Annotated in this window: 17 protein-coding genes; 12 read left to right on the forward strand and 5 right to left on the reverse strand. The window is 29.8% G+C overall.

All coding sequences use genetic code 11. The annotated features are described in order from the left end of the window. Window position 1: 1 nt before the first annotated feature. A complete protein-coding gene (locus BWR22_RS09405; protein ID WP_076733431.1) occupies window positions 2-412 on the reverse strand; it encodes a group III truncated hemoglobin in 411 nt (136 codons plus the stop codon). A 60-nt stretch (window positions 413-472) separates the two neighbouring features. On the opposite strand from BWR22_RS09405, the gene BWR22_RS09410 reads away from it, so the two are divergent. From BWR22_RS09410 to corA, 7 genes are read left to right on the forward strand one after another with little or no spacing between them, the layout of a single operon-like run. Next, entirely contained in the window at window positions 473-1234 is a 762-nt protein-coding gene (locus tag BWR22_RS09410) for a Rossmann-like and DUF2520 domain-containing protein (RefSeq protein WP_076733432.1), read from the forward strand. Next, window positions 1221-1751: a KdsC family phosphatase gene (locus BWR22_RS09415; RefSeq protein WP_076733433.1), complete on the forward strand. Its 531-nt coding sequence runs from the start codon at window positions 1221-1223 to the stop codon at window positions 1749-1751. The genes BWR22_RS09410 and BWR22_RS09415 overlap by 14 nt, the downstream gene beginning before the upstream one ends. Window positions 1752-1803: 52 nt before the next feature. Further along, a complete protein-coding gene (locus tag BWR22_RS09420) occupies window positions 1804-2712 on the forward strand; it encodes a geranylgeranylglycerol-phosphate geranylgeranyltransferase (RefSeq protein WP_076733434.1) in 909 nt (302 codons plus the stop codon). Between the two features lie 2 nt (window positions 2713-2714). Then, on the forward strand, window positions 2715-3308 hold the full coding sequence (locus BWR22_RS09425) for a Maf family nucleotide pyrophosphatase (RefSeq protein WP_076733435.1): 594 nt from the start codon (window positions 2715-2717) through the stop codon (window positions 3306-3308). 25 nt (window positions 3309-3333) lie between these two features. Beyond that, on the forward strand, window positions 3334-4242 hold the full coding sequence (locus BWR22_RS09430) for a septum formation inhibitor Maf (protein ID WP_076733436.1): 909 nt from the start codon (window positions 3334-3336) through the stop codon (window positions 4240-4242). A gap of 33 nt (window positions 4243-4275) precedes the next feature. Continuing rightward, on the forward strand, window positions 4276-4806 hold the full coding sequence (locus BWR22_RS09435) for a mechanosensitive ion channel domain-containing protein (RefSeq protein ID WP_076733437.1): 531 nt from the start codon (window positions 4276-4278) through the stop codon (window positions 4804-4806). Window positions 4807-4816: 10 nt separating this feature from the next. Next, complete coding sequence (gene corA, locus BWR22_RS09440; RefSeq protein WP_076733438.1) at window positions 4817-5896, forward strand: magnesium/cobalt transporter CorA; 1080 nt, start codon at window positions 4817-4819, stop codon at window positions 5894-5896. 47 nt (window positions 5897-5943) lie between these two features. On the opposite strand, the gene BWR22_RS09445 is transcribed toward corA, so the two are convergent. The 4 genes from BWR22_RS09445 to BWR22_RS09460 form a co-directional block, all read right to left on the reverse strand. After that, window positions 5944-6519: a hypothetical protein gene (locus tag BWR22_RS09445; protein ID WP_156875593.1), complete on the reverse strand. Its 576-nt coding sequence runs from the start codon at window positions 6517-6519 to the stop codon at window positions 5944-5946. Between the two features lie 56 nt (window positions 6520-6575). Next, window positions 6576-7892 (reverse strand): UDP-N-acetylglucosamine 1-carboxyvinyltransferase, encoded by a 1317-nt coding sequence (gene murA, locus BWR22_RS09450; protein ID WP_076733440.1) that lies wholly within the window; start codon window positions 7890-7892, stop codon window positions 6576-6578. An 8-nt stretch (window positions 7893-7900) separates the two neighbouring features. Beyond that, entirely contained in the window at window positions 7901-8548 is a 648-nt protein-coding gene (locus tag BWR22_RS09455; protein ID WP_076733441.1) for a DUF4290 domain-containing protein, read from the reverse strand. A gap of 85 nt (window positions 8549-8633) precedes the next feature. Next, window positions 8634-8927, reverse strand: a complete 294-nt coding sequence (locus tag BWR22_RS09460) for a DUF493 family protein (protein WP_076733442.1) — start codon at window positions 8925-8927, stop codon at window positions 8634-8636. 91 nt (window positions 8928-9018) lie between these two features. On the opposite strand from BWR22_RS09460, the gene BWR22_RS09465 reads away from it, so the two are divergent. The 5 genes from BWR22_RS09465 (at window position 9019) to BWR22_RS09485 (ending at window position 13380) form a co-directional block, all read left to right on the forward strand. Further along, the gene (locus BWR22_RS09465; RefSeq protein ID WP_076733443.1) at window positions 9019-9561 is read left to right on the forward strand and encodes an AAA family ATPase; all 543 of its coding nucleotides are present in this window, start codon (window positions 9019-9021) and stop codon (window positions 9559-9561) included. Between the two features lie 8 nt (window positions 9562-9569). Then, window positions 9570-11471: a RecQ family ATP-dependent DNA helicase gene (locus BWR22_RS09470; RefSeq protein ID WP_076733444.1), complete on the forward strand. Its 1902-nt coding sequence runs from the start codon at window positions 9570-9572 to the stop codon at window positions 11469-11471. Continuing rightward, complete coding sequence (gene fmt / locus BWR22_RS09475) at window positions 11471-12427, forward strand: methionyl-tRNA formyltransferase (RefSeq protein WP_076733445.1); 957 nt, start codon at window positions 11471-11473, stop codon at window positions 12425-12427. Before BWR22_RS09470 ends, fmt begins: the two co-directional genes overlap by 1 nt. Before the next feature lie 193 nt (window positions 12428-12620). Next, window positions 12621-12893 (forward strand): HU family DNA-binding protein, encoded by a 273-nt coding sequence (locus BWR22_RS09480; RefSeq protein ID WP_013870774.1) that lies wholly within the window; start codon window positions 12621-12623, stop codon window positions 12891-12893. A gap of 127 nt (window positions 12894-13020) precedes the next feature. Beyond that, a complete protein-coding gene (locus BWR22_RS09485) occupies window positions 13021-13380 on the forward strand; it encodes a hypothetical protein (RefSeq protein WP_076733446.1) in 360 nt (119 codons plus the stop codon). Window positions 13381-13389 lie beyond the last annotated feature (9 nt).

Raw genomic sequence — 13389 nt, forward strand, 5'->3', positions numbered from 1 at the left:
ATTAATTAACATCTTCTTGCCTTGCTTCAAATATTTTCAAGTATAAAAATGTTCCCATTTTTCTGGCACGTCGTTTTGCATTTTCTGCTACTTCTCCTTTAAATAATTCGTCTATGGTTTGCGACCAATAATTTAGCCAAATACCAAAATGTAATTCTGTTATACTATAATTATTATCTTTATCTACTTTCGCATGGACTTCTAGTGGATTCCCAATGTATTTATACTCTAGTTTTTTAGAAAAAAATAAACTAGACTCCCAAAAAGTAGTTAAATGGTTTAAATGCTTATCCCAATCTTTTATAGCATTATTAAAAATAGGACCTAAAGTCTTGTCTTTCCTTATTTTTATGTAAAAAGAATCTACTAAAAACGCTACATCTTTACGGCTATCTATATCTTTTTTTTCCATTGTTTACAAAGATAACAGAAACGTCTTTTATTTCATCTTTTGGTTAGCTATTTTAGCAAAATGATTACAGTAGTACTTTTAGGCGCAGGAAATGTAGCCACACATTTATTTAAAGCATTTTTAGCTTCGGAAGAAGTTGAAATAAAGCAATGGTATAATCGTAATTTAAAAACGATTGACAAATATAAAAACAAGGTTAATGTTACAGATAATCTTTCATCATTAGTAGAAGCCGATATTTATATTCTAGCGGTAAGCGATGATGCTATTGAAGATTTATCGAAGCAACTACCTTTTGAAAACAGATTAGTAGTACACACTTCTGGTAGTACTAGTTTATATGCGGTAGATATGAAACAAAAAAGAGGTGTTTTTTATCCATTACAAACGTTTTCAAAAGCCGCAGATTTAAACTTTAACGATGTACCTATTTGTGTTGAAGCTCTAAAAAAAACCGATTTACCAATTCTTAAAAACTTAGCAAAAGCTATAGGTAGTAAAAGCCACAAAGTAAATAGCGACCAACGTCAAGCATTACACTTAGCAGCAGTATTTGTGAATAATTTTACAAATCAACTTTATAGAATTGCGCATGAAATTACAGAAGAAAATGGTGCAGAATTTAATATTTTAAAACCTTTAATTAAAGAAACTGCTAATAAAATTGAATCGCTTTCTCCATACATGGCACAAACTGGACCTGCATTAAGAAACGATAAAAAAACCATAAAAAGACATTTAAAACAATTGGAAAGCGACGAGCATAAAGCCGTTTACCACTTACTAACCAAATCTATAAAAAAAACACATGGCATACGATAAAAGCTATAAAGAACACTTAAGTAATATAAATACCTTTATTTTTGATGTAGATGGTGTTTTAACAGACGGTTCTCTTACCATAACCGCAAATGGAGATATGTTAAGGACAATGAATGTTAAAGACGGCTATGCCTTAAAACAAGCTTTAAACAAAGGTTACAACTTATGTATTATTTCTGGAGGAATTAATGAAGGTGTAAAAAAAAGATTGGAAAATTTAGGAATTAAAGATGTGTTTTTAGGAGCTCATAATAAAATTGAGCAGTTTAATATATATATAAAAGACAAAAATATAAAACCAGAAAACGTTTTATATATGGGAGACGATATCCCGGATATTCCTGTATTAGAATTAGTAGGTTTAGCCACCTGCCCACAAGATGCTGTACAAGAAGTTAAACAACTATCAAAATACATATCGCATAAAAAAGGTGGAAAAGGTTGTGTGCGCGATGTTATTGAACAAGTTCTAAAAGTAAATAACGATTGGAATAGTTATTTTGATGCTTCATTATAATTTTAATAAGAATTGCTATTTTAAGTTTACTAATAATAAAACAAATTAAACCTTGAATATTTTAAACCTCATCCGTTGGAAAAACTTATTAATGATTGCTGTTGTGCAACTATTAGTAAAATATGCATTATTTCCAGCTTTTGCAATTGATACTACATTAGGCTCATTAAATTTCTTTTTATTAATCTTATCAACTGTTTGTATTGCAGCTGGTGGTTACATAATTAATGATATTTACGATTTGGAAACCGATGCAGTTAACAAACCAAACAAAGTAATTGTAGGAAAAAAAATAACCGAAAGCACAGCAAATAAGCTTTATGTTATTTTTACTTTTGTTGGTGTTTGCTTAGGTTTTTATTTGTCTCATCAAGTAGCAAGACCTCCGTTTTTTGGTCTATTTGTTATTATAGCAGCAGCACTTTATGTATATGCTTCTTATTTAAAACAAATTGCCGTTGCTGGTAATATTATTGTTTCTTTATTAGTTGCTATAAGTTTACTAATTGTTGGTGTTTTTGAGCTTATTCCTGCAACAACTATTCAAAATGAAAGTATCCAATCTACAATGCTAGAAGTTCTTACAGACTTTGGTGTTTTTGCTTTTTTAATAAACTTTATACGCGAAATTGTAAAAGACATACAAGATGTAGATGGCGACCACAAAGCTGGCATGCAAACGCTACCAATTCTTTTTGGCAAAAGTAGAACTAGCAAAATTACAATGGTTTTAACCCTAATAACAATTGTAATTATTGTATATTATATAACTACATTTTTATATATGCATGTAGAAGCTATCGCTTATTTTTTAATTGCGGTAGTTGGACCGTTAATTTATATAGCAATTAAAATGTTTACTGCAGAAAGTAATGCGCATTTTAAACATATTAGTTTCATGCTTAAAATGGTGATGATTTCTGGAATGTTATCGATGCTACTTTACAGATTAATTTTATAAACATGTTAAAAGAAAAACTTAAAAATCGACACATTATTTTAGCCTCTGGTTCGCCTAGACGTCAAGAATTTTTTAAGAATTTAGGTTTGGATTTTGAAATTAGATTAAAGGATACTAAAGAAGAGTATCCTCCAAAATTACTTCATTTTGAAATTAGCGATTATTTAGCTCAATTAAAATCTTTACCATTTCTTGAAGAATTAAACGATAATGATATTTTAGTTACTAGCGATACCATTGTTTGGCATAAAAACGTAGCGTTAGGAAAACCAAGAACTAAAGATGAAGCTTTTGCTATGCTAAAATCTTTAAGCAATAACACTCATGAAGTAATTACCTCTGTATGTGTGCGTACAAAAATCTTTCAAAAAACAGTAAATGCTGTTACAAAAGTTACATTTAAAGATTTTACTGATGAAGAAATATGGTATTACATAAACACATATTCTCCAATGGATAAAGCTGGTGCTTATGGAATTCAAGAGTGGATTGGACAAATAGGTGTAGTAACTATTGAAGGCTCATATTTTAATGTTATGGGCTTACCCACTCACCTATTATACGAAACGTTAAATATTATTGCAGACGATTTTTAGTGTTGTAATTTTGTAATAAAATATTATGAAAACAAAAAGTATAATATATTTAAGCATAATTATTGGCTTACTTTTGTCTTTATTGTCTTGTACAAATAAAGAAGAAAAAACCACTACAACTTTAAAAGAAAATAACAACAATAATATTATAGCTGAAGCTTTTAAACCAAATAAAAACTTTACAAACTATTGGTATAATGGAGAAGCAGAAATTACATCTTACAAGCTACTACAATCACGTTACGGCGAAATTAGAGAAGGAACATCTGTTTTAATATATGTAACAGAACCTTTTTTAGAAAATAAACAAGTAAAAGCAGACAATAACAATCCTACTAATGTTAATGTTTTAAAATTAAATAGGACTAAGAATTTTACAACGGGTATCTATCCGTACTCTATAATGCAAAGTACGTTTTATCCCGTTGCAAACAATAAACATGCTATAAAAGTAAGCTGCTCTATACAAGAATGGTGCGGACATGTTTATACACAATTAAACAACCGCGAACTATTTGAAATAAACTCACATTCTTATTTTGAAAATCAAGCAGATAATAATTTCAAAATAGAAAAAGACATTTTAGAAAACGAAATATGGACGCAATTACGTATCAATCCTAATAGTCTTCCAACTGGAAAAATTAACATAATTCCTTCTTTAGAGTTTGTACGTTTAAACCATAGTCCACTTAAAGCTTACCAAGCTTCTGCTAAATTAGAAAATGGAAAATACACATTAAATTACACCAACTTAAATAGAAAACTAACAATCAATTTTAATCCAGAATTTCCTTTTGAAATAACTAATTGGGAAGAAATTAATAATGATAATGTAACAAAAGCAACAAAATTAAAAACAATTAAATCTGCTTATTGGAACAAAAAAAGTATTAAAGACGAAGTGTTGCGAGAAACACTTTTGTTACAGTAAAACATTATTATAATTACTACAAAAATTAACTATATGTTTTTGCAAAAAATTGAAGTAGAACTTATAAACACAGCAATTGTATTAGCTGTATTTCTATTTATTAGAATAGTTGGTAAAATGACTATAAGTAAAATAGGAAAAAAAAGTGGTGTAAACGACGCTCGTATTAATCTTATTTCAAGATATTATACAGTAACATTATTAATTATTTTTCTATTTGTTGAAACCTATATTTTTGGAGCCGAATTAAAAGATATCTCCTTAGTTTTCTCTTCAGTTTTTGCTGTAATTGGCATTGGTTTATTTGCAATTTGGTCTATTTTAAGCAACGTTACTTCTGGAATTATTATGTTTTTCTCGTTTCCATATAAAGTTGGCGATAAAATAAAAATTCATGATAAAGACTATCCTATAGAAGCTGTAATTGAAGATATTCGTGCGTTTCAATTACATCTTAGAGTAGAAAACGGAGACTTAGTAACATATCCTAATAATTTAATTCTTCAAAAAGCTGTAACTTTAGTCGAGAAAGATGCCATTGAAGATTTTGGCGATTTCCACTAACAACATTAATATGGCTAAAAGAAAACAAAAAAAACGAACTCAAAACTATAAAAAACAAGTTGGACAAGTTCCTGGAACATTAGTATATACAGGAACAAAAGAAACCTCACAGTTATTTATAGAATCGTTTGATTATAATTCAGATTTTTTTGTTGAAAAAGAACTAAAAACGGTAGAAGAAGCATTCGAGTTTAAACACTCTAACACCGTAACTTGGATAAACTTAAATGGCTTAAACCAAATTAATGAAATCGAGAAACTTGGAACGCATTATAATTTGCATCCTCTTGTTTTAGAAGATATTGTTAGTACCAATCAACGTCCCAAAATAGATGAATATGAAGACTACATCTTTTTGGTTTTAAAAATGATGTATTACGATGCCGATGAAAAAATAGTGTCTGAACAAGTTAGTTTTATTTTAGGCAAAAACTATGTACTTTCATTACAAGAAGCAGAAGGAGATGTTTTCGATGCGCTTCGTGAGCGTATTCGTCAAGCCAAAGGTAGAATTCGTAATCTAGGTTCAGATTATTTAATGTACGCTTTAATAGATTCTGTAGTAGACCATTACTATGCTATTATAGAAACTATGGGTAACAAAATTGAAGATTTAGAAGACAACCTATTCGAAGGCCTAACTAAAGACGAAATTAGTACAGAAATTCAAAGTCTTAAGCGAGAAGTTTTAAAAGTACGTCGTGCAATCTTTCCTCTTCGTGAAATTATAAGCCGAATAGACAAAAGCGATAGTAAACTTATAGATCAAAAAACATTACATTATTTCGCCGATGTTTACGATCATATTATACAAGTATCCGATACGATTGATATTTATCGCGAAATGATTTGGGGACTTATGGACATGTACATGACAACAATTAGCAATCGCATGAACGAGGTCATGAAAGTACTAACTATTATTGCTACTATTTTTATTCCACTAACTTTTATTGCTGGTATTTATGGAATGAATTTTGACCACATTCCAGAGCTGCATTATAAATACAGTTACTATATTCTTTGGGTAGTAATGATTGTTATATTCTTAGGAATGCTATATTATTTTAAGAGAAAGAAGTGGTTGTAAGCGAAGTTAAATTCCAATTGTCTCAACCTAAAAAAGTTTCATGTTTTTCAATTTGAAAAGCTTTGCAGTATAAATTGATAATCTAAGTCTTCAATATTTGTAACAATGACATTAAAAGTTTTTAACTTATAAGAAATAATATATTGAGTAAAATATTTAACGTTTCCATCAAAAGTTTGTTTAAACTTTAACTTAATCGCTTTAAGATATTTCAATTTAATAAAATCACTTTCAAGGCTTTCGTATTTTATTCCAGTTTTCGAAGTAGAAATCTGTAATTGATTTTCTAATAGATAAGAGTAATAAGGAACTACACCTTCGTCAAACTCAACAGTTTCACCTAATTCAAAAGAAATAGTATTTGAGTAATTATTTTTATCTATAAAAATTTCTAGGTCTGGACTATACTTCTTAATATTCTTTAATCCATTAAGCTGTATACTTGCATATTCGCTGTTAGTCTGATCAGAATTAACTAAGGATTCGAATTCTTCTAAATTTGATTTTTTAAATTGGTTAGGAAGTAGAATATAACTATTTAGAAATTCAATACGGTGTTTTTCTGTATCTGCAAATTCTCTTGGCAATACCTTTTTATCAGAATTACATGAGAAAAGTAACACAAAAAATATTATAAATACTTTATTCATTTAAAATGCTAAGTAAAAATTGTATAAGACTAATTCCCTTCAACCCTAGTAATCTTAGCACCAATTCTTTGTAAGCGTTCTACAATATGTTGGTAACCACGATCAATCTGTTCTATATTATGTATAGTAGATGTTCCTTTTGCAGACAGTGCAGCAATTAATAATGAAATTCCAGCTCTAATATCTGGAGAGACCATTGTTGTTGCTTTTAATTGCGATTTAAAATCATGACCCATTACTGTTGCTCTATGTGGATCGCAAAGAATAATTTTTGCTCCCATATCTATAAGTTTATCTGTAAAGAATAAACGACTTTCAAACATTTTTTGATGTATTAAAACTTCACCTTTTGCTTGTGTAGCCACAACTAAAATAATACTTAATAAATCTGGAGTAAAACCAGGCCAAGGCGCATCGGCTACTGTTAATATAGAACCATCTATATAGTTTTGTATTTCATAACCATCCTTATGAGCAGGAATGTAAATATCGTCTCCTTGTTTTTCAAGCGTAATACCTAATTTAGCAAATACACTAGGTATTTGTCCTAAATCGTCCCAACTTACATTTTTAATGGTTAATTCGCTTTTTGTCATAGCAGCTAAACCAATCCAACTTCCTATTTCAATCATATCTGGAAGCATAGTGTGTTCTGTACCTCCTAAAGTATCAACACCTTCAATAGTTAATAAATTAGAGCCTACACCTGAGATTTTTGCTCCCATTCGATTAAGCATCTTACATAACTGTTGTAAGTAAGGTTCGCATGCTGCATTATATATTGTTGTAACACCTTCTGCTAATACAGCTGCCATTACAATATTTGCTGTTCCAGTTACAGAAGCTTCATCTAAAAGCATATCTGTACCAACTAATTTATCAGCTTCAACACCATAAAAATAGTCTTCTCTATTATATCTAAATTTAGCACCTAAATTTATAAAACCTTCAAAATGCGTATCTAAACGACGACGACCAATTTTATCTCCTCCAGGCTTTGGTATATAACCTTTGCCAAAACGTGCTAATAATGGACCAACCATCATAATAGAACCACGTAAACCACTACCTTCTTTTTTAAAATCGGCAGTTTGCATATAATCTAAATCTAAAGCATCAGCTTGAAAAGTATAGGAACCTTCTCCTAACTTACTAACCTTTACTCCTAAATTTTTAAGTAATGCTATTAGTTTATTTATATCAATAATATCTGGAATATTATTAATTGTTACTACCTCTGGAGTTAGTAATACTGCACATAATATTTGTAATGCTTCGTTTTTTGCGCCTTGTGGTTGTATATCACCTTTAAGTTGGTGTCCGCCTTCTATTATAAATGTACCCATTCGTTATATTAATATCTCTTTTTACCTCTATTAGAATTGTTTTTCTTTGACCCTTTTTTGTTGTTAGAGTATTTCTTTTTAGAATTAGATTTCATTAAGCTAGAAGCGTCAATTAAATCTTCATCAGATCCTTTTAAATTAATTTTACCATCAGACAATTCATATAAATGGTTAAAAATTACATCATCCTCAACAGTATCTTTATTCCAGTTTAAAAAACACTTTTTCATGTGATTGGCAATAGTATAAGTTAAAGCTTCCTTTAACTCATTGTCTTCCCATGAAACTGCAACATCAATCATCGTTTTAATATTGTTTCCGTAAAAACGATACTTAGGAAAGTTTTGAGGGTATTTTAAAGCCTCTGGTCTTTCTTCTAAAACTTCTTTTGAAGGTTTTGGGTAAGGAGAATCTGCATCTAATTCAAAATTAGACATGATAAATAATTGATCCCAAAGTTTATGCTGAAAATCTGAAACATCACGTAAATGTGGTTGTAAATTTCCCATTACAGAAATAATGGCTTTAGCAACTTTATTACGTTCTTCCTTTGTTTCTCTTGTTTTGGCGAAGTTCACCATCTTTTGAACGTGTCTTCCGTATTCTGGAATAATTAAATGTTCACGCTCTGTGTTGTATTCTATATCGTCTATCAAAATTAAAATTGTGTAGAATTAATGTATTGCATTGAAGTATTTAATGCTTTCGCAAAATACAAATTCTTATGTTATAACGCAATAATTATAGAGAAATTACACCTTCTATTTTTTCTGCTACTTCTAGGTATTTTTCAATAACAGCATCTGGGTTTTTCATTCTTACATTTATAGAAACACTAGTATATTTACCGTTACTAGACTCTTTAGTATTAATTACTGCGCCTAAATGGTTAAAAATAGCTTCAACTTGCTCAATCTTATTTTTATTAGATTTTACAATAAATTTGTATAAATACTCCGATGGCCAAAGTGTTGTATCTTGTAATTGCTCCTTTAATTTTGCGTAAAAAGCTTCTTGATTTTGTTTGTTGCTCATAAATCTTATAATAGTTAGCAAAGATAAGTTATCCTTGTATTTTTTTTATACATTTTTTATTCCGAATTTTACAACTAAAATCATACCATAATTGAATACAAAAACAATTGTCATAACAGGAGGACCTGGAAGTGGAAAAACTTCTATTATTAAAGAACTTGAAAAAAGAGGTTTCACATGCTCTGAAGAAGTATCTAGAGATATCATTTTAAAAGCTAGAGAAGACGGCATCGACCAACTATTTTTAACAAACCCAATACAATTTAGCGAGCTACTTTTAAAAGGTAGAAAAGAACAATTTCATACGGCTTTAGCTAGCAATAATGAGTTTTTCTTTTTAGATAGAGGTATTCCAGACATTCCTGCTTACATGGAGTTTAAGGGTGATGAATATCCTGAATTTTTTAGCGAAGCTTGCAAAGAGTATAAATATGATGCTATTTTTATATTAGCGCCTTGGCAAGAAATATTTACTAATGATAATGAGAGATACGAAAACTTTGACCAGGCATTAGAAATCCATGAAAAATTAATTGAAACCTATACAAAATACGGTTACGACTTAAGAGATGTTCCTTTTGGTTCTATTGAGGCCAGAGCAGACCATATAATTGATGTTGTAAAAGCATTGTAACATTTATTTTGAATCATCCTATTAACATATTAGAACGTTATTGGAAATTCACTACATTTAGGCCGCTTCAAGAAAACATTATCAATTCGGTTTTAGAAGGTGAAGACACTTTTGCTCTATTGCCTACAGGCGGTGGAAAATCTGTTTGTTTTCAAGTACCAGCTTTGGTTAAAGATGGTATTTGTATTGTTATTTCGCCTTTAGTGGCTTTAATGAAAGATCAAGTACAAGCACTTGAGAACAAAGGCATAAAAGCAATGGCTTTAACCAGTGGTATATCTTATAAAGAATTAGACACACGTTTAGACAATTGCATCTACGGAAATTATAAATTTCTATACCTTTCTCCAGAACGCTTACAGCAAGACATTGTACAAGATCGTATAAGACAAATGAATGTAAACCTTATTGCTGTTGACGAAGCGCACTGTATTAGCCAATGGGGAAACGACTTTAGGCCAAGCTATAGAAATATTATTAAGCTAAGAGAACTACAACCAACTGTAAATGTTATTGCATTAACAGCAAGCGCAACACCAGAAGTTGTAGACGATATTATAAAAGAACTCGATTTTATAAGCCCAAAAGTGTTTAAACAATCGTTTTTAAGGCCTAACTTAGCTTATATGTCTTTTACCGAAGAAGATAAACTTTTTAGACTTAAAACCATTTTAACTAAAAACAAAGCCTCCTCAATAGTTTATGTTAGAAATAGAAAAGCTACACAAGATATTTCTAACTTTTTAGAAAGTAATAATTTTACAGCTACCTTTTACCATGGTGGCTTAACAAACACAGAAAAAGATACCGCTATAGAGAGCTGGATGAATAACCAAAAACAAGTAATGGTTGCTACAAACGCTTTTGGAATGGGTATTGACAAGCCTGATGTTAAAACGGTTATTCATTTAAATTTACCCGAAAGTTTAGAAAGTTACTTTCAAGAAGCTGGTCGTGCCGGAAGAGATGGCAATAAAGCTTTTGCAGTTATTTTAAAAAATAAAAGTGATGATGTACTTATTGAAAATCAGTTTTTAAAAGTTTTACCAACAATAGATTTTATAAAACAAGTATACAGAAAGTTAAGTAGTTATTTTCAAGTTCCATATGGAGAAGGACAAGAGGAGACATTCGATTTTAATTTTAATAGATTTTGCAAAACATACGGTTTTAATGCACTATTAGCTTACAATGCAATTCTTTTATTAGACAGAACTAGTATTATTACTCTATCTAAACAGTTTAACAACCGTACAAAAGTTTTATTTAAAGTTAGTAATTCTGCATTATTTAATTATTTAGAAACACATGCTAACATTAATATTATTGTAAAATCTATTTTACGCACCTACGGTGGTATTTTTGAGCAAGAAACTAAAATTAATACTTTGTTAATTGCTGGTAAAGCGTCCACAACCGAGGATAAAATAATTGAAACTCTAATAAATTTAGAAAAAGCAGATATTATTACACTTAAGCATTCTAAAACCGATGCACAAATTACATATTTAGTGCCTAGAGAAGATAATAAAACTATAAATAGAATTAGTAAAATTATAAAACAACAAAATGCTTTAAAAGAAAAACAAGTACTATCTGTTTTAAATTATGCAAATAACAATAACATATGTAAAAGTGTACAACTCCTCTCCTATTTTGGAGAAACCAATGTTAAAGACTGTGGAGTATGCTCGGTATGTATTGCTAGAAAAAACTCTAAACAAGCAACCTCAACAGAAATTAAAAAAGGCATTATTAATGCATTAGAAACTGGCGAATTGTCTTCTAGAGGTTTGTTTGAACGTCTTAGTTTTTCCGAAGAAAGTATTAACTTACAATTGCAAGAGTTACTAGAACACCAAATTATAAGCATTACAAAAAATAACAAATACAAATTAGCACATATATAATGAGTGAAAAAAGAGAGTTAAGAATTGTATTTATGGGTACTCCAGAATTTGCAGTAACCATTCTAGATACTTTATTAAACAACAATTATAATATTGTTGGTGTTATTACAGCACCCGATAAACCTGCTGGACGTGGTAGAAAACTAAATAAAAGTGCTGTTAAAGAATATGCAGAAACTAAAGGTTTAAATATATTACAACCTACAAATTTAAAAAGCGAAGCATTTCTTGAAGAATTAAAACAATTAAATGCTAATTTACAAATTGTGGTTGCCTTTAGAATGTTACCAAAGGCTGTATGGCAAATGCCAGATTATGGTACTTTTAATTTACACGCTTCCCTTCTACCTAATTATAGAGGTGCCGCACCAATTAATTGGGCTATAATTAATGGTGAAACAAAAACAGGTGTCTCTACGTTTTTTATAGACGAAAAAATAGATACTGGTGAAATGATTTTACAAGAAGCCGTTAATATTGATGCTAATGAAAACGCTGGGAGTCTTCACGATAAGTTAATGCACCTTGGAAGCGACTTAGTTATAAAAACTGTAAAACATATAGCTATTGGAGATGTAAAAACAACACCACAGCCAGAAGATGCAATTTCAAAAACGGCCTACAAACTTAATAAAGACAATTGCAAAATAGATTGGAATAAAGACATAGACACTATATATAATAAAGTACGTGGTTTAAGTCCATATCCTGCAGCATGGAGTAAGCTTAAGAATGGAGAAGAAACATTAGACATTAAATTATACACTGTTGAAAAACAGGAAATAAATCACGATTACAGCATAGGAAGTATTATTTCTACTAAAAAAGAAGTTAAAGTTGCAGTTAAAGGAGGATTTATAAACATATTAGATATTAAACTTCCTGGAAAGCGAACCATGGATATAAAATCACTTTTAAATGGATACGCATTTAAAACAGATGCCAAAATGCTCTAAAGCCCTATGGGCACTGTAATAGTTAAAAATCTCACAAAAACGACTGGCTTTATTAACAAATGTTCAAAGTTATTAACAAAATCACGTTTTTCCCTTGCTATTACTTGCATAGTAGCATAATCCGTATAAATTTGTAGGAGGATAACAAAAAAAATTGTTTACCAACTATTTATTAATATTAAAAATTAAAATTATGAACAAAACAGATTTAATCGATGCTATGGCAGAACACGCAGGAATTACTAAAGCAGCTTCTAAGAAAGCTTTAGAATGTGCGTTAATTGAAATCGAAGGAGCTTTACAAAAAGGTGACAGAGTTTCATTAGTAGGATTTGGATCTTGGTCAGTATCGAAAAGAGCTGCAAGAGATGGAAGAAATCCTCAAACAGGAAAAACAATCAAAATCAAAGCTAAAAACGTTGTTAAGTTTAAAGCAGGATCTGATTTAGCTAACGCAGTAAACTAAGTTTTACTCATTATAAATTATAAAGCCTTCCTATTTGGGAGGCTTTTTTAGTTTATTATTTGTCTTACTTTAAAATAAGTTAGACAACATAAACTTTATAATTAACAATTCTATTTTAAAACTATTTATGACTATTAAAGATTTACAAGGCATATACAATATAACTGGAAGTAATCAAGACCAAGAACAAACAACCTATAAAGGAACATTAGAACTTACACTAGATAACAACAACAGGATTAATGCCAAATGGATTATAAATAATAGTCAAAAACAATTAGGCACTGGCTTTTTTAAAGACAACATTCTAGTTATTAATTTTAATTACAAAGGAGACGATAATGAAATTTACAAAGGAGTTGTTGTTTATAAATGCGTAACCAAAGATATTTTAGATGGTTTTTGGTCAGAAAAAAAAGGAAATCCCTTATACTTAGGTGAAGAACGTTGCTTTAGAATTGGTAGTCTAAAAGAACGCATAAACTAAGTAAGCAAT

Source organism: Lacinutrix venerupis, from assembly GCF_001971745.1.
Taxonomy (GTDB): Bacteria; Bacteroidota; Bacteroidia; order Flavobacteriales; family Flavobacteriaceae; genus Lacinutrix; species Lacinutrix venerupis.